The organism is Paenibacillus sp. p3-SID867 (assembly GCF_025142895.1).
GTDB lineage: Bacteria > Bacillota > Bacilli > Paenibacillales > Paenibacillaceae > Paenibacillus_AQ.
In genome coordinates, this window is record NZ_JAMBDM010000003.1 from 245872 (window position 1) to 271206 (window position 25335).

The following is a 25335-nucleotide window of genomic DNA, read 5'->3' on the forward strand; positions in this document are numbered from 1 at the left end:
CAATTTCTACTTATCTCTTCAACCAGTCGAACATTCGGTTGATCGCCGCTGCATGCTGCGGCGATGGGAAATGATGCCCAAGCCCTTCGTACAGATGGGCTTCCGGCTGGTGCCCCTGTTCTTGAAGCTTGTCCAGCATCCGGTAACTATGCTCCACCAGAACCTGCTCGTCCCGCGTCCCATGGACAAGCAGGACGGGACATCGGATACGGTCTGCATAATGGATCGGTGATCGAAGAAGATACTGCTCAGGTACTTTGGCAGGCGTTCCGCCAATGACGCGTTTCATCATTCTGCGCAGATCTATCCGTTCTTCGTAGGTTTGTGCCAGATCGGAGACGCCGCTCCAGAGAATCATTTTGGATACATGTGGTGACAGAGCGGCAGCCACGGCAGCATTGATTGCACCGCGGGAAAAGCCCAACAGATGAATACGACGGTTATCTATCCAGGAAATGCTCGATAGCCATTCAATTGCGGAGATCACATCCATCGTATCGGCACCGCCGAATTCATCCCTGCCCTCGCTGCCTTCATTCCCGCGATAGGCCGGAGCAAACACGGCATATCCTTGCGCAGCGAATTCTTCAACCCACTTCAACCTTACAGCGCCAACCCGTCCAATGCCGCCGCGGCAATACAGGACCAAAGGAAGCTTAGGCTCAATTACTGGCTTAGGTGGTTCGTGTGAAACAGGATCCAAGTTCAAGGAGCATGCCAGCGTGCCGGTTATTGTAACGCCGTGAATTGCGTTGAACGCTTTGGACATCTCATGGGCGACCGTACGGGGCAGTTGCGGCGGCAGACCAAGATACCCCATGACATGCAATCCCTCTGAGACATAGTCAATATGATAGATCATCGATGTGCTTCCTCCCGTGCTTATATCATCATGTTGTATCGAATAAGGGCGCTATTATCTGATAGTTGGAATCAAGTAAGTATAGTATGTTCTTTCCGTTGAAATCAAGAATAGGATGTAAGAAATTACAATTTGCCAAACAGCTAAATATCTGATAAATTATTATTTCGGGCATATCCAATGCTCATTGTCATGGCGGTCGTGGCGAAGGGGTTAACGCACCGGATTGTGGCTCCGGCATTCGTGGGTTCAAGTCCCATCGATCGCCCTCAAAGTAAGTATACATAATGAGAAGGAGAGCCGAGAGGCTCTTTTTTTCGTGGTTATCACCAAGCAGATATAGATGCCAGGTCCTTCATAAGATGATATAATAATGTGCAAATCGAGGTGAATGAACATGGCAAAAAAGAAACAAAAGTCCCCCTTGCCGCGAACCGAGGCTGCCGATAAACCCGCGACTTTAAAGGATATGCTGGACCCTCAAGTTCTGGCGAAGTTGAAGGCAACAACCGAATCCTTGAAAGCCAATGAAGCCGAGCGGCTTGAGAAGGAAAGGCAGGAACGGGAAGCTGTGCGCAAGGCTGAACAGAAGCGGCGCGACAATGATTTTGAATATTTACTGGAACATAGCGAGATGGATTGGAAAAAATACAAGTGACAGGCAGCGTTATGCTGTCTGTTTTTTTATTATCGCGGTCTGTCTTCTGTGATCGTACGGCGGGAACGGGAGATGTTGTTCTGTAACGCAGGACCTTTCAACTTACTTGGATCGGTTGTATAATAATGGAACCTATACATTGGACATACATACGGAGGAAGATGAAAGGATGGATATGGAGCATAGGCAGACTTTAATGATCGGGATTGGCGGAGGTTCGGGGAGCGGTAAGACAACGCTAAGTCTTAAGCTCAAGGAGAGGTTAAGCGAGTACCGGGTGGCGATCTTCCATATGGATAAATATTATAAGTCCATTAGACCCTTGGCCAAAGCGCCCTTCACCAATCAAATATTTGAGGATTTTAACCATCCGGATGCAGTCGATATCGAGTGTCTGACCGAGGATTATAATCACGCCGTCCATAATGGCAAATACGACATAATTGTCATTGAAGGATTTCTCCTGTATCAATTCGAATCCCTTCGGAACTCACTTGATTTGAAGCTGTTCGTAGATTGTCCCGCGGATGAAAGAATGCTTCGCAGAAACCGGTGGTTTATAGAAAAGGGGCATAGCGAGGAAAGTGTGCTTCAGGAATATTTGCAGCTTGTGAGATACAGGCACGATGAATATGTTGAGCCTACCCGTTGGCATGCGGATCTGGTGTTGAATAGTTCCCTGAAGGGAAATCATGGTTTTGAGGTTGTGACGGATTGGATTCTTGCCAGATTAGAGGAGAACACCAAACCCGCTTAGATAACCGGCGTGTTCGTACTCGGTATCCTGAACATTCTTGCAAGACCTTTCCATATTCATGTGAAGTGTTGATGTCATGCTGAAAGCGGGTTACAATAAGTAAGTTAGCATTAATGCTCGCTAGGAGGCGAAAAGAATGAAAGTAGAAATATGGTCGGATTTTATGTGTCCGTTCTGTTATATTGGTAAACGCCGTTTCGAATCGGCTTTGGAGCAATTCCCTAATAAAGATCAAGTTGAAGTGGTTTATCGCAGCTTTGAGCTTGATCCCGGTGCATCGTATAAAGCCGGGGTTTCCATGGACGAGATATTGGCATCCAAATACGGCATGAGTATCGAACAGGCCAAGGCTGCGAACGCCAACGTGACCCAGCAAGCGGCAAGCGTCGGGCTAACTTATCACATGGATCGCGTCATCCCGGCCAATTCGTTTGATGCACACCGCCTGGTTCATTTTGCATCCGGGCATGGTAAAATGAAAGAAATGACGGAGCGGTTGTTCCGTGCACACTTTACAGACGGCCAGAATCTTGGTGATAAGAATCGATTGGCCGATCTGGCGGCTGAAGTCGGCCTTGACCGCAATTTGGCTGCGGCCGCGCTCGAGAGTGACGATTTCCAGTCCGAAGTAAGGGCAGACGAAGCAGCTGCAGCAAATTTGGGAATTCGGGGAGTGCCATTCTTCGTGTTGGGAGGCAAATACGCCGTGTCCGGTGCGCAGCCACTGGAAGTGTTCACAGACGCTTTAGATAAAGCTTATCGTGAAGCGAATCCGCTAGTGATGGTGAATGACTCCGACAGCAGCGACGGCATGTGCGCCGATGGCTCTTGCGATCTGCCGGGCAGCGCGAAATAAAACATACACAGCAAGTAAGAGCCCGAAGCATCAGTAAGCGATCTTCGGGCTCTATTTATCCAGTTAAGAATGCACTAGTTATAATACATAGGAGGCAATATGCGGCATCTTCCATCTGAGGAACTTATCCAACGAATTCAAGCTTCGGAAACGGATTATATGTTGGATCGAATGAAAGCAATCGAAGGTCGGACCGGAAATCCCGAAGGGATCGAAATGAAGCGCTTCGGCCATGCGCTGTGTTTGTACAGCAAGACGATGCCTTGGCTTTCTTTTAACACGGTGAAAGGACTGCGTTCAGAGGATCTATATAACTTGGACGATATCATCGACTTTTATCAATCGAAGGATCGCAAATTCCAGTTCGAAATCGTACCCGGCCTGGTAAATCAGGAATTCCTGGCTGCGCTTGCCGAACGCGGATTCTATCAATCTGCTTTTCATAATTCCATGTATATGAACCCGCAGGAGCTGGAGGGGGTGCAAGGTAATGGAATTGTGATCAGAGCAATAGACAAAGATGAATTTGAGGATTATGCTAAAGTTCATTGCCGTGGAACAGGATTGCCTGATCAAGGAATTCCATCTGTAGCCTCGAATAACCGTGTATTGTATTCACGGCCGGGATGGAGCTTCTATATGGCTTATGTAGAAGATGAGCCGGCCGCAGCTGGCGTTATGTACGTAAATCAATCGACAGCGTCACTAACATTTGCCGCAACACTCCCGGAGTATCGTAGACAAGGCTTGCAGTTGGAGCTGCTTCGCAGGAGAATACAGGAAGCGAAGCTTGCAGGGTGCGATCTTGTTGTCTCGCAGTGCGCTTTCTTATCACAGAGCCATCGTAACATGGTATCGGTCGGCATGAAGCTGGGTTATGTTCGGACGACGTGGACCGAGCGCTAACCTGTAAGTTCAGAGGAGTGAGGCAGGTGGAAACAGCCATGCAAGAAAACATGGATTTTCTTAACTTGGAATACTTACGTCTGGGCTCCGATAAACAGAAGCAAGCAGCCATGGTTATAGACGAGCTTAGACTATGGGATCATCTGAAACCCTATAACCCGATATTGGTGGGCACGATTCCTATCGGGATTGACATCGAATCAAGCGATCTCGATATCATATGCCATGTGACGGATTTTGCCTGCTTTGAACGAGAGCTCAAGACGCGTTATATCGAAGATGTTACGAATTTCACGTGCTCATCCCGTACCGTCAACAACGTGGATCGATCGGTAGCGCGATTTCGGTACAAAGGATGGGAATTCGAGGTTTTTGCACAGCCATTACCTTCAACGAGTCAGAATGGTTACCGTCATATGATTGTCGAATACAAGCTTTTGAAGCGGCTCGGTGAAACTGCAAGACAAGGGATTATCGAGCTGAAGAGGTCGGGTTATAAGACGGAGCCTGCCTTTGCGAAGCTGTTGCGTATCACGGGCGATCCTTATGAGGAGCTGCTCCAGATATATCATTGGCCGGAGGATCGACTTGACACCTATATTAAATCTTATATGGACAAGGAGAATGGATATGAGTGACAAACAGCAGCTGCTGAATGAGTATTCCGCATGGATCGGCAAAGTGAGAGAGTTCGCGGTACAGGAAGAGGGATTCTGGAACACCCCGATGGCAGAGGGGAAATGGACCGTACGTGATGTGGTGTGCCATATCATGCGGTGGGATGAGTATTTTTACAATGAAGCCATTTTCAAAATTTCCACAGGGGATGTTTTGACTGTCCGCCATATAGATTATGACACTTTCAATGAAGAGTCGAGACAATATGCCACGACGTTATCAACGGAAGCGCTGGTGGATCAGACGATAGCCGCAAGGGAGAAACTGATTCGGGCGATCGAAGCCTTGCCTGAAACGGCATATGAGATGCGGTATACGGACGGGGACGGGCATCCCTTTGAGGTGGCGCAATTTATGCGGGATTTCATCTGGCATGACAACCACCATCTGGCTCAGCTGAATCAGGTGCTTCAGGTCGGCTAGTCGGCAAACTTAGCAGAAATGGGTGAAGTCATTGATTGGCTACTTGGACATCATGTCTTACTTTACAGAGAGCAACCTGGAATGGTTATTGGACCAATTTAGAGCATTAGGCCCGCTGCCGGGCATCCTTCTGACGTTCCTGAAATCCTTCATTCCACCGATGCCCACGATCGTGATCGTGGGTGTGAATGCGGCGGTGTATGGGCTTTGGGCAGGGTTCCTTTACTCCTGGATCGGTATGGTGGCAGGATGCTTAACGACCTTTCTCATCGTGCGCAAAATCTCCGGTGCACCCCTGATCGAACGCTGGGCAAAAAAACCTAAAGTTCAGCGTGGTATGCGCTGGATTCAGCGCAACGGTTTCAGTTACGTTTTCCTGCTTGGCATACTTCCCGTTGGACCGTTTGTCGCGGTCAATGTGGCCGCCGGGCTGGCCAGAATGAACCTGATGTCCTATCTGATGGCTGTTACCTTGGGCAAGGGGATTATGGTGTTCTGTGTCTCTTACATCGGTGCCAACCTGTCCGATTTTATTACGGAACCTTTTAAATTGTTCGGAGTCCTTGCCTTTATCGTACTGTCCTTATGGGTCAGCCGGAAGCTGGATTCATACTTTATAAGAAAACAATCGGTACACGATCAACAAGCAGAGCTTGAGTCCAGTTGAATAGCATGATTGAAAAGGAGCAAGCGTTATGACCAAATTGGCCTCATCCATTCTGGAAATGATTCGAATGATGATCATTATGATGATCTTTGTCATGGTTCTGGGCAACATAGAACATCAAATACTGAAGAGCTGGATACCCTGGAATGGACTATATTGGCTGTTCCTGTTCGCGGGGAATGTATTGTGGTTTCTTGTACTCTACCGGAATCGCCTGCAGTTCAGCGGCTGGTATCGTTCAGCCGCGACCCAGCACAAGCTGTCCAGAAATACGACGAGGATTGTCATGGCGATGGGCATGGTCCTTATCGGTGCGCCCATAATGATCACGTGGTTCATTGAAATAGTTTTAATCCATTGGTCATAGGTTAAAACGTTCGGATATAAAGGGGCAGTTCCAAAGGTGTATTGACCTTTGGAACTGCCCTTGTTTGATAATTACAGCCTTGTTCGTTTATACAACGTCACGAAGAGACAAGAGAGAAGCAGCAGTACGATTGATACGCCGGCGTACAAGGCCTCCTTGGCACTTCCTTGTTCCTCGGCAGCCCCGTTTGACCCCTCGCCCGGCCGGCCCATTCCTGGGCCTCCCTGCATTTGACCGCCAAACTCGCCGCCGAATCCGTTCCCCATCTGCCCCTGAGGGAAATCCTGCATCTGGCTTTGCCCATTCTGGCCGGGAGTCTGAGGCATGGTTGGTTGATTGTCATCGGAAGGGGGCTGCTCCGACGATTGGGTTTGATCTTCAGGGAGCTCCGCTGCATTTGGTGATGGTTCCGTAGTTACGGCTGGAGCAGCATCAATCGCTGTTTTTTCGTTGGAACTGCTAGTGCTCGATCCGACAGACGATACGACGGACAAGGAAGGTTCGTCCCCTTCAAGCGCGGTGTCAAGATCTCCTTCAGCTTTGCTATTGGTAACGTCGGCGCTACTTCCCGACGCGTCGTCAGAAGAATCATGGGCAGCACTGTCGTTGTAGGCAGGCGTGTTCCCGCCAGAGATGCCTCCGGCCGGGGCATCGTTAGGGGGAAACGATCCGGCTCCATTCGTCTCGCCGCCAGGTCGCATGCCGCGACCACCGCCGGGACCCATACCGCCACCGCTGCCGCTTCCATCGCCAGCGGAGGGGAGCGTTCCATCCAGCTGCTGCTGGAGGTTATCCATTGATTCTTGAACGTATGAGGTGAGTGTCGGGATGGATTGCTCATACTCCTCATAGGAATAGAAAGGTCGTGGGTCTTGCTTTACGTGCTCGGAAATCAAGTCTTGTAATTGCGCAACTCGTTCATTGAACGTTTCCTGCTGCATGTAGCCCTCCAGCATCTCCGAGAGGATGGCGTGATAGCGTTCCTTATATTCGTCAACCTCGAGCAGCTTGGCAATCAGGGGCCGTTCCGCCAAAGCCCCCTGGGTTGGCTCGTCAATGAGGATGCTGGAGCCCCCAAGCCCCCCGAATGCCATATTATAATCCCAAGGGAGGACGGAGAAAATGCCGTTGTTCTCATATAAATAATAGTTCTGTTTGTTCGATCCCAGATAACTGTCCATATTGGAGGCAACCACGTTCAAGGCAACGTACTTGAGCACATTATCGACATCCAGCACCTTCTCATAATCGGTGCCGTTATTAAGCTCATCCAGCATGTCGATCAATATATCGTCATTGGATGATTTGGATTTCATGACAAGCCCGGTGTAGGAATCGGGATCATTGCCAAGCCACGTCAGATCGCTGCCTGCCCCGGTCATTTCTGCCTTGTACAACGCGCCGTAGGAATTATTGAAATGACGCTGCAGATAGGAGTCGCCAATCTGTTCAATCGCGAGGTAGAACCCCCATAATTCATCGTTAACATATACGTTGACGTAGGAAAAGCCGGGCGTCGGCAGTCCTACGGAATCCGCCAGCTCGTAGGTCAGGAATTCCCGCATATACGAGGCGTCGCTGTAGTTGTTGTTCAGATTGATTTTGCTGATTCCATTCAAGGTCTGATTAAGGTATTCGTCAAAGGATATTTTGAAGCTGTAGCGGTCGGAGTCCGAATTCACCACGCTGCGCAGGCTTAAATTGCCTTTGGTGCGAATGCCGACATGATCAAATTGCATGCCGTTGTAATTGACGGATGCTTCTTTATATTCTTCAGCGCTGGCGTTGTCCAGCATATCCTGAAAATCAGCTTCGTTAATCGTGATTTTTACATCAATAACCTTATCTTTCGGAAAAACCGTTGAATCCATTTGCTGCTCCTGCTGAGCATCGCTCTCGGTGCTGCTTACCGTCCCGGCGGCCGTGGGTGTCCACTCGCAGCCTGAGATTAGTAGGATTATGGCCGTCATTCTTTTTTTTATCATCTCTGACCACCGCCTGACTTAGGATACATAGTCGCCACTGTAACTGATCAGAACCGCGTTATGAACACCTGGCAACTGGGACAGCTTGTTCACGAACTGGCCTTCGGCGTCGCGCAGCCTTACTTCCAGTGTCAGCTCGATGCTGCCTGGGGTCACGGTTTTTTGCTTCAGATTATAACGCTTCACGGCTTGACCGATTTGCTCTTTTACGGCTTGCTCGCTCTGTTCATTCTCGCAATGAATCACGAGCAGATAAGGCGTATCCACCGTTGCTTTTTTAATGAAGAAGAACAGGATCAGACCGACTACGATGGAGCCCATGGCAGCCAGCGTGTAGAACCCGGCTCCGGTTACGATCCCGGCAACTGCGGCCCAGAACAGGAAGATCAGATCGGTTGGGTCCTTGATGGGCGTACGGAAACGGACAATGGAGAGTGCGCCGACCATACCGAGTGAGAGCACGAGATTGGAGTTAATGGCTATGATGACAACGGCCGTGATCATGGTCATCCCGATCAGAGACACGTTAAAGCTTTTGGAATACAGCACGCCGCTGAAGACTCTTTTATAGAGCAGATAGATGAATAACCCGATAACAAAGGCAACGGCCAGCGTAATCAGAATTTTGGCGATGCTGATATCGGATACGAAATTTTCCATCACGGATTTTTTGACGATATCCGAAAAATTGGTGGTGCTCGTATTGCTTGAAGTCGATGTGGTATTCATGAATTATTGATCCTCCCATGTGTTATATTTCAGAAATTTACGGCACATCACGTATTTGGAGGCCGATTGACGGCCCAGTCCTTCCAGTTGCAGCGCGATTTTGATGTAATCCGGGATGTATTCGTCATATTTGACCTCGAGTATAATCAGATTCTCATCGATCGCCCGGATGGGCAGCAGATTCCGATTGAACAGATCCGTGGAGTGCAGGCCGGTTCGAAGCTCCTTGTCAAACGTAATTCGGACATTTCCGTTGGCGCAGACATACGGCTCGCGGACATAATCGACAATGACCTTGGGCCGCAGCAGCTTATGCTTCATCTCGTGATACAGCTCCATCATCAATGGCTTGTCCGGCTGATAGAGACATTCGTATTGACCGGCCATGATCTGATCGGCCATCTCCCTTGTGAGCGGCTCCTTCAGCTTGGCAATGTAATCCCGGAATTTGATTTTTTTCTCAAAATGAATGGTGTTGTCGGTTACGTTGTAGATACGGATGCGGTATTTCACCCGGTCCCGAACCCCAGCAAGCTTCTCGTATAAGGCTTTGTTGTTGATATCGTCAAAGTACAAGCTTCGAATGTGATATTCCCCGCCGGGCCCTGCATGCTGATCGCAGGTCACCAGATTTCTTAATCGTTGACGGATGATTCGGTACTGGTGAATATTCACAAAAAATTTAAGCTCGTTCCGGTATTTTAATTGGGTTGTCATGGTTCCACCTCGTTTCTCTCTATCATTCGTGTGCTTGATTGCTTACGAAATCTATCCTATCAATCGTTCCTGATATCTTTCTTAAATGCGGCTGAATGTAAACTGAATGTTTTCGCTATGTAAAAATCGAAGTATCGAAGCAAGACAAAATTCATGATTTGATGGGATCCGACTTGTTCGTGGAGGCAAGCTAAGAGGTCCCGCTGCCGTAACAATTGTGGTAGGATGAAAATATATTCGCAAAGAGAATGGACGATGCGTCATGATATATTATGTGGTAGCGCTTTGGAGCGCGGCGGCTGTGCTGCTGTTCAACCAGCCTCGGAGCGAGGTGAACCGCTGGGCGGCTTTTTTTCTGTGGAGCGCAGGCATCGGCGGTTTGACAGATTTGCTTGTGCCTGCGGGGTTTATCGCGGCCCGGTACGAGCCGTGGATTCAATTTCTCAACCATACGTTGACACCGTACGGCGTGTTAATATTTTGCATGGTGTATACCCGGAGGCCCGAGGATCATAAGAGAATGCGCGATTTCAAATAGGTTTGTTTCTGCCGGTGCTCGCGATGCTGGCCCAGGTGCTTTTGACGGAAGCTTACCGAATTCATTATGGCTGGTTATTCGTGTGGACGGTTCCCTATTATGTGGCCGCATGTGCCTTGCTAATTCGCGCGTTGTCGCACGAGATGAATCCGCAAAAACGCAAAGGCATGTGGATCACCACCTGGATTATGGTGCCTACCCTGCTCGGCGTGATGCTGCTGATTAATGTGGGAAATCTGATCTCGCCCGGTTATGATTCATTCCGGTACGTGTCCCTGTTCATTCTGTATTCGCTGGGCGTTGCCGTCATTTGTACCTTTGTGTACGGCGTCCTGGGTGTACGCCTGAAATTCGAGCGCGATCCGCTGGATCGCACGATGCAGGCCGTCAGCTCGGGGACATCGATGCTGAATCATACCATTAAGAACGAGATCGGGAAGATTGCGATGAGCACGGAAAATGTAAAGCGGCTGCTGCCACAGGACAACGGCGTTGCCATCGAACAGCTTGAAGTCATAGCGAATTCATCCGAGCATCTGCTTGCCATGGTGGGACGCATGCAGCAGCAGATGAAGGCGTTTAAGCTGGTGGAGCAGCCAGTCCGCGTGGATCAGCTGCTTGCAGAACTGCAGCTCCGCGAGCAGGATCTGCTGCGCAGGCATGGCGTCGAATTGAACGTAATCTGCCGCCAGCGGCCGTGGCTGCTCGCGGATACCGTCCATTTGAAGGAAGCGATCAGCAATCTCATTCGCAACAGCGTGGAGGCAATGCCTGAGGGTGGGCTGATTACGATAACGATAACGGCTGACCGCAAAGGAGCGGCGATTACCGTTAAAGATAACGGGACCGGCATTCCAAGAGCGCAGCAGGAGCTTGTGTTTGAACCTTTTTACAGTACCAAGGGCAACAATAAAGATAACTTCGGGCTTGGTTTGTCGTATGTTTATAACGTGATGAAGAAAAGCGGTGGTTCCGTAAGTCTGGAGAGCCGCGAATCGGTTGGTACGGAGATTTCGTTATATTTTCCGCGTAGTAAAATCATTCGTTTATCCGGGAGGGAAGAAGCTTGAACCGCATACAAATCTTCTTGGTAGAGGATGATCCGGATTGGGTTAAATCGATGACCGTTTTTCTGAATGCGCAGGAAGACATGATCGTTGTCGGCACGGCCGAGTCGCCCGAACAAGCGATTGCGATGGCGCAAATTCTCTCCTTTGACATCGTGCTTATGGATATTCAGCTGACTGCAGGCCGACTTGACGGGATATACACGGCTGCCGAAATTCTTGAGCGTAAACAGCAGGCCAAGGTCATCATGCTGACCTCGCTGGGGGACGAGCTGGTGATCATGCAATCCTTTACGGCTGGAGCCGTCAATTATATTGAGAAGCCAAGGTTTAAGGAGCTTCCGGCAGCGATCCGAAGCGCCGTGCTTCATCCGGGGTCGATGGAGGTGCTGCTCAAGGAATTTGCCCGCCTCAAGCGCGAAGAGCAGCTTCGCGGCTTAACGCCTGCGGAGCGTGAGGTGTTTGATCTGTTGGATGAAGGGTACACCCATTCCCAGATGGAGCAGAAACTGTTCAAAACCGAGAGCACGCTCAAGAACCAGATCAATAAAATTTTAAAAAAGCTCGGGGTAAGAAGCAGCAAGGAAGCCGTGGAGAAGGTCCGCCGGAAAGGGATTGTAAGAGAGAATGACAACTAGCACCGGTGCGGATTAAGACTGGATCATATCGAAGGATCGGAAGAGGTACTACGAAACGTAGTACCTCTTCTTGGTATGTTCTACAAAAGTGAGGTCTAACGGCGAGTCCCCGGCGGCTGTAAAATGACTTGTAGATAGAGAGGTGTCCGGCTTAAGAAACTAGGGGACATCCCGAGGGGAGCTAAGCGCATGAAGAGAAATCCGATCTATGTTGAACTCGATATCCAGACGGATATGGATAAACTGTGGACGTTGACGCAAAAGCCTGAGCTGCATCAACAGTGGGATCTGCGATTTTCCGAGATTCATTATGTACCGGAGGCTGATTCGGATATTCAGCGGTTTTTATATAAAACCCGCATTGGGTTCGGACTGGAAGTGACAGGGGCGGGAGCCACGAAAACGGCTGTTCACCCGAAGACGGGGAAACGGATCTCGGTGCTGCGATTCGGCTCGGATCAGCGCAGCTCCCTCATTCGGGAGGGAAGCGGCTATTGGAAGTATGCGGACAAGGGGAGCGGGGGCATACGTTTCTCTACCCAATACGATTACAAAACGCGGTTCGGCCTGGCGGGCGCCTGGTTTGACCGTTTGTTGTTCCGGCCTTTATTCGGCCTGGCGACGGCTTGGAGCTTTGATGTGCTGCGATTGTGGGCAGAGAAGGATATTCCGCCCTCGGTAACGATCCGGAAGGCATTCATCCATGCCTTGAGCGTGATGATGCTGGTCGTTCTATGGTGTTATGAGGGGTTGGTACCGAAGCTGTTGTTCCCGGAAGCCGGGGAGCTTGATCTGTTGAGGCAGTCGGGCTTGGCTGGAGAGCAGGAGGGGTTGGTGCTAACCTTACTCGGCATGGCCGAGATCGGCGTCAGCTTATTAACGCTGCTCTTTCACAAGAGTCGGTATTGGTACAGGCTGCAAATTATCTTGCTTGCGATCTTGATGCTTGGCGCATGGATAACAGATCCTCAGTTAATGAAGGCTCCGTTCAATCCGTTAACGCTTAGTGGATCCATGATGGGGTTTTGCTTGATGGCTTCGCTGTCCGCTGCAGATTTACCAAGCGCCTACCGCCCGGCACGAAAACCCGTCCCCGGGGATAAATCCCGCAAAGGAGGGGAAAGACGTGACCTCGATCTATGAACAAGCGCTAGGCTCGCAATTTCAAATGCTCCATCCCAAAATTCGGGAGCGGTTCGGGTTTGACAGCAAGGATCACATCGCTTCGATTGGCGAAGGCGTCATGGAAGAGATCTGGTACGCGCCTTGGGCTGCACTGCCTCTCTATATCGGCACGATGCGGCATATTATGTTTCCGAATCGAGGGAAAGGGATCCCGTTTCGGATTGAGAATTATGCTTATCGTGACGAATGGGGAAGAGAAACGGTTACTTGGTGTCGCAGCTTTGATTTTCCGGGTGTCCAAAGGCGGTTTGATGCCACGATGATCTATAGTACGCAGCGGAGCCGAGTTGTGGATTATTTAGGGAATAAACAGCACTTGGCGGTCGATCTCCGGATAGCCGCGGGGGAGAGCGGCGGCATTTGCATTCAATCGGGGGAGCAGAGATTTTATGAGGGGCTCTTGCAGTTTCGATTTCCCCGGTGGTTCACCGGAACAGCCGATGTAAACGAATGGTATGATGACGGGAATCAACGATACCGGATATCCGTTGAGGTGCGCAATCCGATATTGGGGCCTGTCTTCCGGTACAAGGGAAGTTTCCAGGCCCGGACCATTGCTGTGGCCGATGGAGCCGTTCCGCAACATGTAAAACCTCTGCGAGTTGAGGCTAGAGAGTAGCGGCGGTATCGGAGGAGGAGAGGCTGCTGCTCTTGCGCTCACGGAACATTCGGTAGTATAGAAACGAAGATACAACATAAAGCGTTCCGGTAATGCAAAATGTGATCGCATACCCCCAATAGCTGCCGTAAGTGGTGACGAGTTTGGATTGTACGGGTCCCATGGTGGCCCAGCCCAGCATGAAGGCCGTTTGCGTAACCGAATTGGCGATTCCTCTTCGGTGATCCGGTACGCGGTCGATCAGAATCGAGGATTGTATCGGATTGGCGGCATTCATCAAGGCTTGGCGGAACAGGAAGCCGACCGATGCAATGAGGAGTACGTTCGTGAACCCGGTTAACAGCAGGAAGGGCAAGGATAGGACTTGAAAGAGCACAACGGCCCTGACGGCTCCCACCCGATTTACCAGCGTTGGTCCGATCAGCATCGATACAATCGTCATGACTTGTCCGAGTGATATCAGAATGCCGACTGCCGATAACGATACCGAGAAGCGGTTGGTAAAGTACAAATTCAAATAAGGCACGACAAGCCCTGAGCCCAGGCCGATTAATAATTGGGCAAGCGCGAACTGCCCGATGATTTTGTAATCCCCCAAACCGGAGGCGTTTACTGCTCTTCCTGCCTGAGCCGGTTGATGATCAGGAAGCGGTGCATCCAGTGCCTGTATGTCTTCGGCCTTCTGATCGGCTGTGAATAAGAGCGGGATAAATGCCGCCAAGGTAGCCAGGCCGCCTATGAATAGCACGGTTTTCAAGCTGCCGACCTTATTCATACCAACGGCCTGCAGGGCATCCGCCAAGAATCCGCCTCCCATGCTGCCGAGCACTTGAGAAGCAAGGACAAGCGAGGCGTGAATGCTGAAGATCCGCATGCGAGCCGATTTCGCCGTGTTTTCCGCTAGAAAGGGGATAGCCAGCACCTGAAAAAAGGATGCGAACAGACCGGTATATACCGCAAGACCAAGCAAGCTGAACTCGCTCTCCAGAAAAGAGCGCGCGATCAGCCCCGCACCGCTTAACAATGCCCCCAGGACGAGGATTCGCTTACGGCTGCCGCGGTCTCCGATCAGGCCAATCGGAATGAACATTAATGCCGTTGCCAGGGATTGAATACTGACCACTGTTCCATTCATGGAGTCATTATACCCAAGACCTTGTATGTACAAATTGTAGAGCACGCTAAACATGCCGGTACCGATCTGATACAGCACGTTGGCTAGAAAAAACAGCTTGATGTTGCGCGGCCAAGAACGCATTTCTTTTGCCGACTGTTGGATGAAACTCATGATGATACCCCCTAAATTTTACAGCAGCAACCTCTATTCTAGCAGGTTCTACAGAAGGGAGGAAGAAATAATATATCGAAATGAAGTGTGATTGACATGCTATAGACAAAAATATAAAATGTCTATATAAATTACTAAATGAAAAGTGGTGTTTGCATTGGATCCGAACGAGCGTTTCTGGAATGCTTCTATAGATGAACTTAAGCAAGGTTATATCGACGAAGGTCCCGTATGGGTATGCCTCCTGTGCGGCAAGACGATCGAGAAAGGGATCATCTATCCGGACCAGGATGTGTTATATGAGTCAGAACGATACATGACCATTCATATCCGCCGGGAGCATGGCTCCGTATTTCAGTATCTGTCAGGGCTCGATAAGAAGCTGACTGGATTAACCGAGCATCAGAATCGATTGCTGCAGCTCTTCTATCAAGGCATGAACGATAAAGAGGTGCAACAGGAGCTCGGCATAGGCAGTGCTTCGACGATTCGCAATCACCGGTTTGCCTTGAAGGAGAAGGAAAGACAGTCCAAAGTTCTGCTGACTTTAATGGAGCTGCTGAAGGAAAAGGATGACCATGCACCGGCATTTGTGGAGATTCCCAAGCGGGCCAAGATGGTGGATGAGCGCTACAATGTCACCGAAGAAGAGCGGCAAGCGATCCTGGCCAAGGTGTTTCCTGAAGGGACCGATGGTCCGCTGAAGACATTTAAGCTCAAAGAGAAGCAGAAGTACGTCGTGTTGCGAGAAATCGCAGCTCGTTTTCAACCGGACGTCAAATATACGGAGCAAGAAATCAACGATACGATCGGGAGGGACCATCCCGATTATGTGACGATTCGCCGGTATTTGATTGAATATGGTTTTTTGGATCGCAAGGATGATGGAAGCGAGTACTGGTTAACGACGTAAACGCTAAGATTAGGAGGGTTTAACGCGATGAATCGCAGACAGGAACTAAATCAAATGTATAAGGAAATCAAGATCGAAGCAGGCGTGTATCAAATTCGAAACACAAAGAACGGCAAAGTGTTTGTGGCCGGAACGAATAACTTGAAGACCATGAACGGCAAACGATTCGAGCTGCAGATGGGAACGAGCTACAATAAGACGCTTCAGCGGGAATGGAATGAGTATGGCGAGGATGCTTTTGTCTTCGAGATTCTGGAGACCATGGAACCGAAGCAGGATCCGTTCTATGATCTGAAGGACGCGGTCAGCAAACGGGAGGCATATTGGATTGAACAGCTGGAACCTTTTGGAGAAAAGGGGTATAACGCAGAGCGAAAATAAGGCTTTTGTGTGGCGAACCGATGTGCAGCCATGAAATCACAATCCTTTCGTTTGCAATACGCTGTAAGGGTAAGATATGATGAATTTAGCGGCTTTAATCGCTTCCTTTCCTACTTCTTACTACACGAAAGCGAGACGTGAATACGATAATGAGATCCATAGCATGGGTAACCGACAGCACGAGTACGATCGATCCTGACTTCGCCAAGGAAAATCATATTTATATTGTACCTTTGAGGTTGATACTTGGACAGGAGGAGTACAGGGAAGGAATTGATATTTCGGCTGAGGCCTTTTATGAAAGAATGAAAGATGAACCGAAAGTCAGCAGTTCACAGCCTCCAATCGGTGAATTCATCGAATTATATGAATCCTTGAAAGTGAAGTATGATGATATCATCGCCATTCACTGTTCATCCGAGCTCAGCGGTACCTTGAATTCATCTATGCAGGCGGCAGAGATTGCCGAGGTACCCGTGGTTGGCATCGATTCCCAAGCGGGAGCGTTTCCGGTACGTGAAATGATCATGTCCGGGATACACTGGCATAGCCAGGGGGATACCGTGCAGGTGATAAAAGATAAAATCCAGTCCATGGTACAAAATATGTCGTTCTACCTTATTCCGGCAAGTCTGCACCGGCTTCATAGCAGCGGCCGGGTATCCGGCACCCAGCTTCTTCTCAGCAACCTGCTCCGCATTCATCTGCTGCTCCGTTTTGATGAAGGCAAGGTCATTGTGGAAGAGAAAATCCGGACGTTCAAGAAGGCCAAGTCACGAATGCTGGAGCTTATGAAAATGGATTTGCAGAAAATTAAAAAGGTCTGCATCATGCACGCGAACAACGTAGAAGAGGCCGAGGAGATCCAGAAGGAAATCAGCGGAGCCCATCCGGCGTTGAAAACGGAAATCATGACCTTTATTCCCGTTGCGGGTATTCATGCCGGCGAAGGCACCATTGCCATGGCGTGGATTAAATATCATCCTGCATATTCCTAGTTATAGTACAGATCCTGCCTGCAGATACTATCTGCAGGCTTTTGCTTGTGATTCGATTCGATATGATCTTTGATGGTTGTATATGTAGTAGGAGATGGTTCCAAGGAAAGGAATGACGTGAATATGAAGGTGATTATCACGCAAGCTGAAGCGATGCAAAAGAATATATGGGATGATATTATGCTGATGTTCGGAAGAACGGATGAGGATGAAGTGTGGGACACAGAGCAGTTTATATTAACAGAGGAGCAAGCCCGTAAGCTCGGCTTGCTTAAATAGGCGAAGAAGGGTCGCTATTGACGCGGCTCTTTTGTACTTCAAGCGGGCAGCTTCAGCTGGTTTGGACTGTATGGAAATCATGTTATGATGGAAGGACTCTATGGAACAGAGGACGAATATATGTAGTGTGAATTTGAAGGAAGGTGACAATGTTGAGGCGTAAGACAAAATGGATGTGCTTAACGATGCTGGTTGTCATCTTGCTATTGGCTGTGACAGGTTGTCGGGGCGGAGCCGAACCGGGCAACCCCGGGGACAACGGACAAGGAGCTTCGCCGTCGGAGGAAATACAGGAGCCGCAGACCCCGTCTCCAGCTGATGAAGACGGGACTCCGGGTCCATCTGGCAGCTCGGACAACAAAGGCGAGGAAGGGGATCTGCCCGAGAACGGGACTGAAGATGCGGTAACGGAGCTTCTGAATAGCATGACCGTCAAGGAGAAGATCGGTCAGTTGGTGCTGGTTGGAATCGAAGGGACTACCATGGATGATACCTCGCGCAGATTGCTGGAGGATTACCATGTAGGCGGTATAATCCTTTTTAAGGATAATATCGAGAACGCCAAGCAGTCGGCAGACCTGCTGAATGAGCTGAAAAAAGCAAATGCTGCGAATCCGGTTCCGCTCTGGCTGAGCATTGATGAGGAGGGCGGACGGGTTACCCGTTTTCCTGATGAATACGTGAAGCTGCCGTCAAGTGGTAAAATTGGGAGGAGCGATGATCTTACCCTGACCAAGCAAGTTGGCGGTCTTATCGCGCAGAAGGTGTCGGGAGTCGGAATCAATATGGTTTTTGCTCCGGTGCTGGATATTGATAGCAACCCGAACAATCCGGTCATCGGTGATCGATCCTTTGGCACAACGGCCGAAACCGTAAGCACGCATGGAATCGCCTCAATGAAGGGGATACAGGAGAATGGTGTCGTTCCTGTAGTGAAGCATTTCCCTGGGCATGGCGATACTTCGGTCGATTCCCATCTTGGGCTGCCCGTTGTTGACCATGATCTGAAGCGACTGCATGAATTGGAGCTGGTACCGTTTCAACAAGCGATTGATGAAGGAGCCGATGTGGTCATGGTTGCGCATCTGCTGATGAAGAGCATCGATCCGGATACGCCATCCTCCTATTCGAAACCCGTTATCAACGATTTGTTAAGGGAAGAAATGGGGTTTAAGGGTGTCGTTATAACGGATGATATGACAATGGGGGCGATTTCCGGCAGCACAGACGTAGGAGAGGCTTCCGTGAAGTCCGTCGTAGCAGGGAGCAACATGATTCTGATCGGACATGAATATGCATTGGAAGAAGCCGTCATTCAGGCATTAACCGAGGCTGCCCATAGCGGCGTGATCCCGGAGGAGATGCTGAACGACCGGGTGAGGGCAACGCTTGAACTAAAGCACAAATATCAGCTGAGCGATGAGCCCGTGAAGGCTCCCGATGTGAAATCGCTGAATCAAGAAACGAAAGCGGTACTAGATCAGCTTAAGTAAACGTAGCATATGTAGTGTAAGAAGATGAAGCATATAAAAACCCGATCTCAGCCTGAGATCGGGTGAACAGAACTAGAATATATTAGAAGTTGATATAGTGTGAAAAATATGCTAGAATGAAGGATAAATAACTATTGGCTTAATGTCATAATAACCTAATGCTAGATTAGCATGAAAATATGGGATTGTCAACAGGGGGGCATAGAATGGAGAACCGTCAAAGTGCGGATTTTGCATTGGAACGAGAGGTTACGGAAACAGAGAAAGCGGCTAATTCTCCGACAGAGGATTTTTCGGTTCATGACGATCTCTCACTTCCACCAGGCATCAAGATTAGCGATCCGGTTCGCATGTACCTGAAAGAAATCGGTCGTGTTCCCCTCCTTACAGCCGATGAAGAAGTGGAACTGTCCAAACGAATAGAGGAGGGAGATGAAGAAGCGAAACGCCGTCTGGCCGAAGCGAATCTTCGTCTCGTTGTAAGTATAGCAAGACGCTATGCTGGCCGGGGAATGCAGTTCCTGGATCTGATACAGGAAGGCAATATGGGCCTGATCAAAGCGGTGGAGAAGTTCGACTACTCCAAGGGATTTAAGTTTAGTACGTATGCCACTTGGTGGATTCGCCAGGCGATTACCCGCTCGATTGCTGACCAAGCAAGAACCATCCGGATTCCGGTGCATATGGTAGAGACGATTAATAAGCTCGTACGTGTCTCCAGGCAGCTCCTTCAGGAGCTGGGACGCGAACCGACACCGGAAGAAATCGGTAAAGAGATGGATATCTCGCCGGAAAAAGTACGTGAGATCCAGAAGGTATCCCAAGAACCTGTGTCTCTGGAAACGCCGGTCGGCGAGGAAAGCGACTCCAACCTGGGTGATTTCATTGAGGATCAGGACGCATTGGCGCCGGCAGATGCCGCAGCGTTTGAGCTGCTGAAGGAACAGCTGGAGGAAGTGCTGGATACGCTCACCGAGCGTGAAGAGAATGTGCTCCGGCTGCGCTTTGGACTTGAGGATGGACGGACCCGCACCCTGGAGGAAGTAGGCCAGGTATTCGGCGTTACGCGTGAACGCATTCGGCAGATCGAGGCGAAGGCGCTTCGTAAATTGCGTCATCCGAGCCGCAGCAAACGTCTCAAGGATTTCCTTGAATAAATCCTGGGGGACAAATAAAGAGATGATGAATGAATCCTTGGTTACGGTCTACGGGCTGTAATCCAGGGATTTTTTGCTATTTCGCCTGGAGTCTGCTCCAGATTGACACCACCTAAGCAGTTGGATCATAATGATGTAACATCCCCACATTTAGTAAGGAATGTTGTGCCTAATGTGAAGAATAGGGAGTGACATGTCTACGATGACTTTACATACATCTGCTATCGACCGATTGTGCAAGCGCAATGTGGAGCTGTCTGCTTTTTCGACGTATGGGATCGGCGGCTCAGCCAATTATCTGGCCATGCCTGAAACGGCAAATGACCTGGCGGATCTCCTGCAGGACTGCAGGAGACGCGGGATGCCATGGTACATCTTTGGAATGGGCTCCAATATTCTGTTTCCGGATGAACCGAAACATGACCTGGTGTTTATATCGCTCAAAAACCTGGTGGAGCTGCGGGTGTCGGGCGATAAATGGTACGTTTCATCCGGCGCGCCGATGTCGTTGTTGTCCTTGATGGGGTTAATGGGTGGAACGGATTTGCTTGATTTTACTTTTTTGCTGCCAGGCTGCGTAGGGGCCGGCATCTATATGAACGCTAAATATAATGCACGTCAAATCTGCGATATTCTGGACACCGTCTATTATATCGATACGACGGATCCGAACTTAAAGGTACGGTCCATTCCCGTAGCGGACTGTTTATTTGCATACAAGCAATCCATCTTCCAGCAGCATCCGTGGATCATAGTAGGGGCCGATCTTAATATTCCGGTCAGTTCGGAGGAACAGATCAGCATGACGTCTGAACTTCTCACGGAGTGGAAGACTCGCGGAAGCCATCCATCCTCATTGCCATCGTTCTTCTCATTCTTTCTGGGCGAGGTGCACGCGCTGGCAGGAAGGGGAATAGAGACGCCACAGTCGATGCTTGACATCATCAAGTACCGGACGAGTAAACGCCATTTCGACTACCCGTCCTGCGGTTCCGTATTCAAAAATAATTATGATTATGGAGTAGCCGTCGGCTCGCTCGTGGATCAGCTGAATATGAAAGGAACCGAATATGGCGGCGCGATCATCTCTCCGCATCACGGCAACATGATTCTGAACCAGAAGCATGCGAAGGCAACGGATATCCTCTACTTGATGAATCTGATCTCGGAGTCGATTAACAACCATTTTGGATTCGTTCCGGAACCGGAAATTGTATTGGTATAAACACGGTCTGAAAATAATCTCTGTAAAGGAATTGGAATAAGTAGAATTTAACGATATAATCAGATAGGTGATCATCTGTTTATTGATATAAACGATGAAATTTATGTTGCGAGAGGGGCATTATATATGGCAAAAACATTAATTTTTGGACACAAAAATCCGGATACGGACACAATCTGCTCTGCTATTGCTTATGCTGATTTGAAGAACCAGCTCGGCCTTTCCGCCGAGCCCGTACGTCTTGGAGACGTTAACGGTGAAACGCAATATGCGCTCGATTACTTTAGGGTCGAAGCTCCTCGTTTCGTTGAGACGGTTGCAAACGAAGCCCAAGACGTTATCCTCGTGGACCATAACGAGCGTCAGCAAAGCGCAAGCGACATTGATCAGGTTCGCGTGATTGAGGTTATCGATCATCACCGCATCGCGAATTTTGAGACAAGCCACCCATTATACTACCGTGCGGAGCCTGTCGGCTGCACAGCTACCATTCTGAACAAGATCTACAAGGAAAAAGGTATCGCCGTTCGCAAAGAAATTGCTGGCCTGATGCTGTCCGCCATCATTTCGGACTCCCTGTTGTTCAAATCCCCAACCTGCACAGACGAAGATATCGCTGCAGCTCGCGAGCTGGCTGAGATCGCTGGCGTGGATGCAGACAGCTATGGGTTGGAGATGCTCAAGGCAGGCGCCGATCTGAGCGACAAAACCATCGCACAATTGATCTCCCTGGACGCCAAGGAATTCCAAATGGGCGGAGCCAAAGTGGAAATCGCACAGGTTAACGCGGTGGATACCAATGATGTATTGTCCCGCCAAGCCGAACTCGAAGATGCAATTCAAGCGATTATTGCCGACAAAAACCTGGACCTGTTCGTCTTCGTAGTGACAGATATTCTGAACAACGATTCGATCGCTCTTGCACTCGGTAAAGAGTCCAAGGCCGTTGAGAAAGCCTACAATGTGTCCCTGTCGGAGAACAAGGCTCTTCTTAAAGGCGTGGTTTCCCGCAAATCGCAGATTGTTCCTGTCCTGACCGAAGCATTCAATCAATAATTTTTGTGTGAATCTAAACAAGCCTGACCATCGACTGAGGAATCAGCGGGGAGGGCTTGTTTTTTATTTGGGATGTTTCCCGGTTCGACATAGCGTACGATCCTTCATCGTCCCGTATTTAAGCGCTTCCGAAGATTGAAATATTGTAATGAATTTACATCAAATTGACATCCATTTTACCTAGTGGGTCCTTATAATAAAGTTATGAATGATAAAATACATATACGTTTCAAATATCCAGGAATTGGGTTACTAATATGTAATGCGCGATAAGCCGGGTTGGGTTCACGAGCTGAATCCATTTAATAGAAGATGAAGAGGGAGCGATGAGAAGATGAAGAAGTCGGCTTGGAAATTGGGAGCAATGATGCTGCTGGTACTGATCATGATGACAACCGTTGGCGTAGCCTCAGGCAACAATTATGAGCCGGTTCCGAAAGCTTCGAATCAGGAAGCTGTCTATATTAACGGGCTTGAGATCAGAGACGGCAAGGTCTATCTGCAAGTAGATCCGATTGAATGGTACGAGGGCGAGGAAGCAAATCAGGTATTCCGCGAACGGGAGCAGGACCCTGAGATGACGGAAGCACCGGATGGTTATTATATCGTAAATGATACGGAAGAACAGATTGAACTTCCTGTGGCAGATGATGCCGAAGTGCTGCTTCAGTTGTACGATCATACCGGAAGGTATGAGGATGCTCAGATTTCCTGGAACCAGATGGTGAGCCTGGACAAATTCACGAATATCTACGAAAATGATGATATCGTAGACTTGAAATGGTTTCCATTTCATATCACCGTCGAAGATGGCGTCGTAGTGAAGATGATCCAGCAATACGTGCCTTAAATGGATGTTAAATAGAATAAACGGACGATAAAGAGCCGCTTCATGGGTTATTCCCCGATGGAGCGGCTCTTGTGTTTAGAGACAAGAAAGCATAAACATCCGAGGCTTAGCATCCTTATCTCGCAAGATTAACTTCCGCATAAATGCGGTCTGTCTACTGGGAAAGTACGTCGATAGACGTTTTTCTTATTCAATGACAAAAGGTTATGCGTTAAGCGGGCACTTTACCGGCTGTGTTTCATCGGTTTGAGTTTACCATTCACCACATCGCTCACGAACGGAGCAATTCTGGATTTGCGCTCCTCGTATTCTTCCTTCGTCAGTTTGCCTTCGGTCAACTTCTGATCCAGGCGCTTCGTGAGTGCCTGGACTTGTTGATCAATGACGGACTGGACGGGCACGTCTTGCTCCTTCGCGATCTGTGCCAGCGATTTTCCGGATTGGAGCGACTGCTTGAGTGCTTCCGGCGTCGTCTTCAGAAGTTTGGCCAGTTCGTCGCTATCCGAGATCAGCCGGCCATGACGATGATGCATCCGCTGCTTCTGCCACCCGCCTTTGGCATCAAGCAGCTTGTCCGCGGCAGCGGAGTAATCAATGGATTTGCCCAGCTGCTTCGGATGCGAGGAGATTTTATCCTTCAACAGCTCAACGATCTTGGCTTTTACGGCCTCTCTGGATACACCTTGTTCCTTGGCTATTTCCGCGAGTGTCGAGGTTTTGAGTTTATCTCGAAGAACTTGCGGTTCCAGCTTCAGAAATTCGGAGATTGCCTTGAACATATGACCGGGTTTATGTTGCCCGCGTTCGTCCTGGGAAGAAGGAACAGCCGATGATTCTGTTTGCTGTCCGATCGGTTCCGCCGAGACCGAGTCGGGAAGATAAGCGAGGCCCATGACTACAGCGATGGCGACAAGCACCAGCCGCTTCACTGACTTCAAGTGGGTTGTCATTGTTGTTTACCGCCTTTCTTGATGTTGGTCTTACAGTCCATCATTCTTTCCCGCTAAACTGAATTCATCCTTAAAATAACCTTAAAATAGGATGAAAATACATAAATTTCATATCAGGCGATGAAAATTGACCATTCTATGAAACTATCGACTCTTCTATGCTAATATGGTATCATGGAGTCTTGATAACGTACTAAAGCGAAAAAGCAGTATTTGCATCTGATGCGAATTCATTTGCATCCAGAATATAGCTGCGTTTAATGTCTACAAGGGGGATTTTTTGGTGAAAAAGATAGCATCAGTATTAGCAGGTTTCATGCTGTTATTAACCGTAGTCGGCTGTTCAAGCTCAGCAAGCGGCGGCAATGAGCTGGTTGTCGGGATCGATGACAAGTTCGCGCCCATGGGCTTTCGTGACGAGAGCAATGAAATTGTCGGCTTTGATATCGATTATGCCCGTGCAGCCGCTGAGAAGATGGGCAAGGAAGTCAAGTTCCAGCCGATTGACTGGAAATCGAAGGAGTCCGAACTTAGCAGCGGCCGCATTGACTTGATATGGAACGGCTATACCATCACCGATGAGCGCAAGGAGAAAGTGTTGTTCACCAAGCCTTATCTGGAGAACAGTCAGGTCGTCGCCGTGCTGGCTGATTCGGATATAACTTCGATCAGCGATTTGGCAGGCAAAGAGATCGGTTTGCAGTCGCTGTCCTCGGCTGCCGATGCGTTAAGCGCCAACGAGATTCACACGCAAGTGAAGAAGATCAATGAATTCCCTGACAATATGCTGGCTCTGAGCGATTTGAAGAATGGACGCGTAGAGGCTGTGGTCATAGACGAAGTGGTGATGAAATACTTCATGTCCAAGGAAGAGGGAATATACAAGATTCTCGAGGAATCTCTGGCACCGGAGCAGTACGGGATCGGGGTTAAAAAAGGCAACGAGGAGCTGCTTCAAAGCCTGCAAAAAGCACTGGACGAAATGAATGCCGATGGTACGGCAGCCAAGATTTCCGAGAAATGGTTTGGCGAAAACAAAGTGTTGAAGTAAGACGTTCCACAAGGATGGTTATTCATCCTTCCATAGGTATTT

General features: G+C 49.2%; 29 protein-coding genes and 1 tRNA gene. 24 read left to right on the forward strand and 6 right to left on the reverse strand.

Annotated elements, in window-relative coordinates; all coding sequences use genetic code 11:
- Positions 1-10: 10 nt before the first annotated feature.
- The gene (locus M4D81_RS07265; protein WP_260065325.1) at positions 11-862 is read right to left on the reverse strand and encodes an alpha/beta hydrolase family protein; all 852 of its coding nucleotides are present in this window, start codon (positions 860-862) and stop codon (positions 11-13) included.
- 195 nt (positions 863-1057) lie between these two features.
- Between M4D81_RS07265 and M4D81_RS07270 the strand changes: the two genes are divergently transcribed.
- The 9 genes from M4D81_RS07270 (at position 1058) to M4D81_RS07310 (ending at position 6174) form a co-directional block, all read left to right on the forward strand.
- Positions 1058-1130: transfer RNA gene (locus M4D81_RS07270), tRNA-His, on the forward strand.
- A gap of 129 nt (positions 1131-1259) precedes the next feature.
- Complete coding sequence (locus M4D81_RS07275; protein WP_071220257.1) at positions 1260-1520, forward strand: YqkE family protein; 261 nt, start codon at positions 1260-1262, stop codon at positions 1518-1520.
- A gap of 169 nt (positions 1521-1689) precedes the next feature.
- Complete coding sequence (locus M4D81_RS07280; RefSeq protein ID WP_260065327.1) at positions 1690-2277, forward strand: uridine kinase family protein; 588 nt, start codon at positions 1690-1692, stop codon at positions 2275-2277.
- A 136-nt stretch (positions 2278-2413) separates the two neighbouring features.
- A complete protein-coding gene (locus M4D81_RS07285) occupies positions 2414-3133 on the forward strand; it encodes a DsbA family oxidoreductase (RefSeq protein WP_260065329.1) in 720 nt (239 codons plus the stop codon).
- Positions 3134-3232: 99 nt separating this feature from the next.
- Positions 3233-4039 (forward strand): GNAT family N-acetyltransferase, encoded by an 807-nt coding sequence (locus M4D81_RS07290; protein WP_260065330.1) that lies wholly within the window; start codon positions 3233-3235, stop codon positions 4037-4039.
- A gap of 38 nt (positions 4040-4077) precedes the next feature.
- Positions 4078-4677, forward strand: a complete 600-nt coding sequence (locus tag M4D81_RS07295; RefSeq protein ID WP_260065331.1) for a DUF4269 domain-containing protein — start codon at positions 4078-4080, stop codon at positions 4675-4677.
- Positions 4670-5140 carry a DinB family protein gene (locus M4D81_RS07300; protein WP_260065333.1) on the forward strand — a complete coding sequence of 157 codons (471 nt, stop codon included), beginning with the start codon at positions 4670-4672 and terminating at the stop codon, positions 5138-5140. The genes M4D81_RS07295 and M4D81_RS07300 overlap by 8 nt, the downstream gene beginning before the upstream one ends.
- 52 nt (positions 5141-5192) lie before the next feature.
- A complete protein-coding gene (locus tag M4D81_RS07305) occupies positions 5193-5807 on the forward strand; it encodes a TVP38/TMEM64 family protein (RefSeq protein ID WP_260065719.1) in 615 nt (204 codons plus the stop codon).
- 28 nt (positions 5808-5835) lie between these two features.
- Positions 5836-6174, forward strand: coding sequence for a hypothetical protein (locus M4D81_RS07310; protein WP_260065334.1), 339 nt, complete (start codon positions 5836-5838; stop codon positions 6172-6174).
- A gap of 71 nt (positions 6175-6245) precedes the next feature.
- Here the strand turns inward: M4D81_RS07310 and M4D81_RS07315 are convergent, their stop codons facing one another.
- Genes M4D81_RS07315 through M4D81_RS07325 form a run of 3 tightly spaced genes read right to left on the reverse strand, consistent with a single transcriptional unit; the run spans position 6246 to position 9605 of the window.
- Positions 6246-8159, reverse strand: a complete 1914-nt coding sequence (locus M4D81_RS07315; protein ID WP_260065336.1) for a CotH kinase family protein — start codon at positions 8157-8159, stop codon at positions 6246-6248.
- Between the two features lie 18 nt (positions 8160-8177).
- On the reverse strand, positions 8178-8888 hold the full coding sequence (locus tag M4D81_RS07320; RefSeq protein WP_071220264.1) for a DUF4956 domain-containing protein: 711 nt from the start codon (positions 8886-8888) through the stop codon (positions 8178-8180).
- Positions 8889-8891: 3 nt separating this feature from the next.
- Positions 8892-9605, reverse strand: a complete 714-nt coding sequence (locus M4D81_RS07325; RefSeq protein ID WP_260065338.1) for a polyphosphate polymerase domain-containing protein — start codon at positions 9603-9605, stop codon at positions 8892-8894.
- A gap of 262 nt (positions 9606-9867) precedes the next feature.
- Here M4D81_RS07325 and M4D81_RS07330 point away from each other — a divergent pair, with 262 nt between their 5' ends.
- From M4D81_RS07330 to M4D81_RS07350, 5 genes are all read left to right on the forward strand, one after another.
- Positions 9868-10143: a hypothetical protein gene (locus tag M4D81_RS07330; RefSeq protein ID WP_260065340.1), complete on the forward strand. Its 276-nt coding sequence runs from the start codon at positions 9868-9870 to the stop codon at positions 10141-10143.
- Positions 10144-10145: 2 nt separating this feature from the next.
- Complete coding sequence (locus M4D81_RS07335; RefSeq protein WP_260065342.1) at positions 10146-11213, forward strand: sensor histidine kinase; 1068 nt, start codon at positions 10146-10148, stop codon at positions 11211-11213.
- Positions 11210-11848 carry a response regulator transcription factor gene (locus M4D81_RS07340; RefSeq protein ID WP_260065343.1) on the forward strand — a complete coding sequence of 213 codons (639 nt, stop codon included), beginning with the start codon at positions 11210-11212 and terminating at the stop codon, positions 11846-11848. The genes M4D81_RS07335 and M4D81_RS07340 overlap by 4 nt, the downstream gene beginning before the upstream one ends.
- 189 nt (positions 11849-12037) lie before the next feature.
- Positions 12038-12991 carry a DoxX-like family protein gene (locus tag M4D81_RS07345; RefSeq protein ID WP_260065345.1) on the forward strand — a complete coding sequence of 318 codons (954 nt, stop codon included), beginning with the start codon at positions 12038-12040 and terminating at the stop codon, positions 12989-12991.
- Positions 12975-13652 (forward strand): DUF4166 domain-containing protein, encoded by a 678-nt coding sequence (locus M4D81_RS07350; protein WP_260065347.1) that lies wholly within the window; start codon positions 12975-12977, stop codon positions 13650-13652. Before M4D81_RS07345 ends, M4D81_RS07350 begins: the two co-directional genes overlap by 17 nt.
- Here M4D81_RS07350 and M4D81_RS07355 read toward each other — a convergent pair.
- Positions 13642-14940: an MFS transporter gene (locus tag M4D81_RS07355; protein WP_260065359.1), complete on the reverse strand. Its 1299-nt coding sequence runs from the start codon at positions 14938-14940 to the stop codon at positions 13642-13644. The genes M4D81_RS07350 and M4D81_RS07355 overlap by 11 nt on opposite strands.
- 157 nt (positions 14941-15097) lie before the next feature.
- Here M4D81_RS07355 and M4D81_RS07360 point away from each other — a divergent pair, with 157 nt between their 5' ends.
- The 9 genes from M4D81_RS07360 (at position 15098) to M4D81_RS07400 (ending at position 23292) form a co-directional block, all read left to right on the forward strand.
- Positions 15098-15853 (forward strand): DUF2087 domain-containing protein, encoded by a 756-nt coding sequence (locus M4D81_RS07360; RefSeq protein WP_071220271.1) that lies wholly within the window; start codon positions 15098-15100, stop codon positions 15851-15853.
- Between the two features lie 27 nt (positions 15854-15880).
- Positions 15881-16234: a GIY-YIG nuclease family protein gene (locus M4D81_RS07365; RefSeq protein WP_100537905.1), complete on the forward strand. Its 354-nt coding sequence runs from the start codon at positions 15881-15883 to the stop codon at positions 16232-16234.
- 149 nt (positions 16235-16383) lie between these two features.
- Positions 16384-17232: a DegV family protein gene (locus M4D81_RS07370; protein WP_260065362.1), complete on the forward strand. Its 849-nt coding sequence runs from the start codon at positions 16384-16386 to the stop codon at positions 17230-17232.
- Between the two features lie 117 nt (positions 17233-17349).
- Positions 17350-17511 (forward strand): hypothetical protein, encoded by a 162-nt coding sequence (locus tag M4D81_RS07375; protein WP_181469803.1) that lies wholly within the window; start codon positions 17350-17352, stop codon positions 17509-17511.
- A gap of 149 nt (positions 17512-17660) precedes the next feature.
- The gene (gene nagZ / locus M4D81_RS07380; protein ID WP_260065363.1) at positions 17661-19004 is read left to right on the forward strand and encodes a beta-N-acetylhexosaminidase; all 1344 of its coding nucleotides are present in this window, start codon (positions 17661-17663) and stop codon (positions 19002-19004) included.
- 206 nt (positions 19005-19210) lie between these two features.
- Positions 19211-20161, forward strand: coding sequence for an RNA polymerase sigma factor RpoD (gene rpoD / locus M4D81_RS07385; RefSeq protein WP_071220275.1), 951 nt, complete (start codon positions 19211-19213; stop codon positions 20159-20161).
- A 202-nt stretch (positions 20162-20363) separates the two neighbouring features.
- A complete protein-coding gene (locus M4D81_RS07390; RefSeq protein ID WP_260065365.1) occupies positions 20364-21386 on the forward strand; it encodes a UDP-N-acetylmuramate dehydrogenase in 1023 nt (340 codons plus the stop codon).
- A 126-nt stretch (positions 21387-21512) separates the two neighbouring features.
- Positions 21513-22442 (forward strand): manganese-dependent inorganic pyrophosphatase, encoded by a 930-nt coding sequence (locus tag M4D81_RS07395; RefSeq protein ID WP_260065367.1) that lies wholly within the window; start codon positions 21513-21515, stop codon positions 22440-22442.
- Between the two features lie 334 nt (positions 22443-22776).
- Positions 22777-23292, forward strand: a complete 516-nt coding sequence (locus M4D81_RS07400; RefSeq protein ID WP_260065369.1) for a hypothetical protein — start codon at positions 22777-22779, stop codon at positions 23290-23292.
- Positions 23293-23516: 224 nt separating this feature from the next.
- On the opposite strand, the gene M4D81_RS07405 is transcribed toward M4D81_RS07400, so the two are convergent.
- Positions 23517-24242 (reverse strand): hypothetical protein, encoded by a 726-nt coding sequence (locus tag M4D81_RS07405; RefSeq protein ID WP_260065370.1) that lies wholly within the window; start codon positions 24240-24242, stop codon positions 23517-23519.
- A 283-nt stretch (positions 24243-24525) separates the two neighbouring features.
- Between M4D81_RS07405 and M4D81_RS07410 the strand changes: the two genes are divergently transcribed.
- Positions 24526-25293 carry an amino acid ABC transporter substrate-binding protein gene (locus M4D81_RS07410; protein ID WP_127592358.1) on the forward strand — a complete coding sequence of 256 codons (768 nt, stop codon included), beginning with the start codon at positions 24526-24528 and terminating at the stop codon, positions 25291-25293.
- Positions 25294-25335 lie beyond the last annotated feature (42 nt).

Excerpts from the sequence above, each read along its gene's own strand:
- M4D81_RS07265 (WP_260065325.1), bottom strand. The coding sequence starts at position 862 with ATGATCTATCATATTGACTATGTCTCAGAGGGATTGCATGTCATGGGG.
- M4D81_RS07275 (WP_071220257.1), top strand. The coding sequence starts at position 1,260 with ATGGCAAAAAAGAAACAAAAGTCCCCCTTGCCGCGAACCGAGGCTGCC.
- M4D81_RS07280 (WP_260065327.1), top strand. The coding sequence starts at position 1,690 with ATGGATATGGAGCATAGGCAGACTTTAATGATCGGGATTGGCGGAGGT.
- M4D81_RS07285 (WP_260065329.1), top strand. The coding sequence starts at position 2,414 with ATGAAAGTAGAAATATGGTCGGATTTTATGTGTCCGTTCTGTTATATT.
- M4D81_RS07290 (WP_260065330.1), top strand. The coding sequence starts at position 3,233 with ATGCGGCATCTTCCATCTGAGGAACTTATCCAACGAATTCAAGCTTCG.
- M4D81_RS07295 (WP_260065331.1), top strand. The coding sequence starts at position 4,078 with ATGCAAGAAAACATGGATTTTCTTAACTTGGAATACTTACGTCTGGGC.
- M4D81_RS07300 (WP_260065333.1), top strand. The coding sequence starts at position 4,670 with ATGAGTGACAAACAGCAGCTGCTGAATGAGTATTCCGCATGGATCGGC.
- M4D81_RS07305 (WP_260065719.1), top strand. The coding sequence starts at position 5,193 with ATGTCTTACTTTACAGAGAGCAACCTGGAATGGTTATTGGACCAATTT.
- M4D81_RS07310 (WP_260065334.1), top strand. The coding sequence starts at position 5,836 with ATGACCAAATTGGCCTCATCCATTCTGGAAATGATTCGAATGATGATC.
- M4D81_RS07315 (WP_260065336.1), bottom strand. The coding sequence starts at position 8,159 with ATGATAAAAAAAAGAATGACGGCCATAATCCTACTAATCTCAGGCTGC.
- M4D81_RS07320 (WP_071220264.1), bottom strand. The coding sequence starts at position 8,888 with ATGAATACCACATCGACTTCAAGCAATACGAGCACCACCAATTTTTCG.
- M4D81_RS07325 (WP_260065338.1), bottom strand. The coding sequence starts at position 9,605 with ATGACAACCCAATTAAAATACCGGAACGAGCTTAAATTTTTTGTGAAT.
- M4D81_RS07330 (WP_260065340.1), top strand. The coding sequence starts at position 9,868 with ATGATATATTATGTGGTAGCGCTTTGGAGCGCGGCGGCTGTGCTGCTG.
- M4D81_RS07345 (WP_260065345.1), top strand. The coding sequence starts at position 12,038 with ATGAAGAGAAATCCGATCTATGTTGAACTCGATATCCAGACGGATATG.
- M4D81_RS07355 (WP_260065359.1), bottom strand. The coding sequence starts at position 14,940 with ATGAGTTTCATCCAACAGTCGGCAAAAGAAATGCGTTCTTGGCCGCGC.
- M4D81_RS07365 (WP_100537905.1), top strand. The coding sequence starts at position 15,881 with ATGAATCGCAGACAGGAACTAAATCAAATGTATAAGGAAATCAAGATC.
- M4D81_RS07370 (WP_260065362.1), top strand. The coding sequence starts at position 16,384 with ATGAGATCCATAGCATGGGTAACCGACAGCACGAGTACGATCGATCCT.
- nagZ (WP_260065363.1), top strand. The coding sequence starts at position 17,661 with ATGTTGAGGCGTAAGACAAAATGGATGTGCTTAACGATGCTGGTTGTC.
- rpoD (WP_071220275.1), top strand. The coding sequence starts at position 19,211 with ATGGAGAACCGTCAAAGTGCGGATTTTGCATTGGAACGAGAGGTTACG.
- M4D81_RS07390 (WP_260065365.1), top strand. The coding sequence starts at position 20,364 with ATGACTTTACATACATCTGCTATCGACCGATTGTGCAAGCGCAATGTG.
- M4D81_RS07395 (WP_260065367.1), top strand. The coding sequence starts at position 21,513 with ATGGCAAAAACATTAATTTTTGGACACAAAAATCCGGATACGGACACA.
- M4D81_RS07400 (WP_260065369.1), top strand. The coding sequence starts at position 22,777 with ATGAAGAAGTCGGCTTGGAAATTGGGAGCAATGATGCTGCTGGTACTG.
- M4D81_RS07405 (WP_260065370.1), bottom strand. The coding sequence starts at position 24,242 with ATGACAACCCACTTGAAGTCAGTGAAGCGGCTGGTGCTTGTCGCCATC.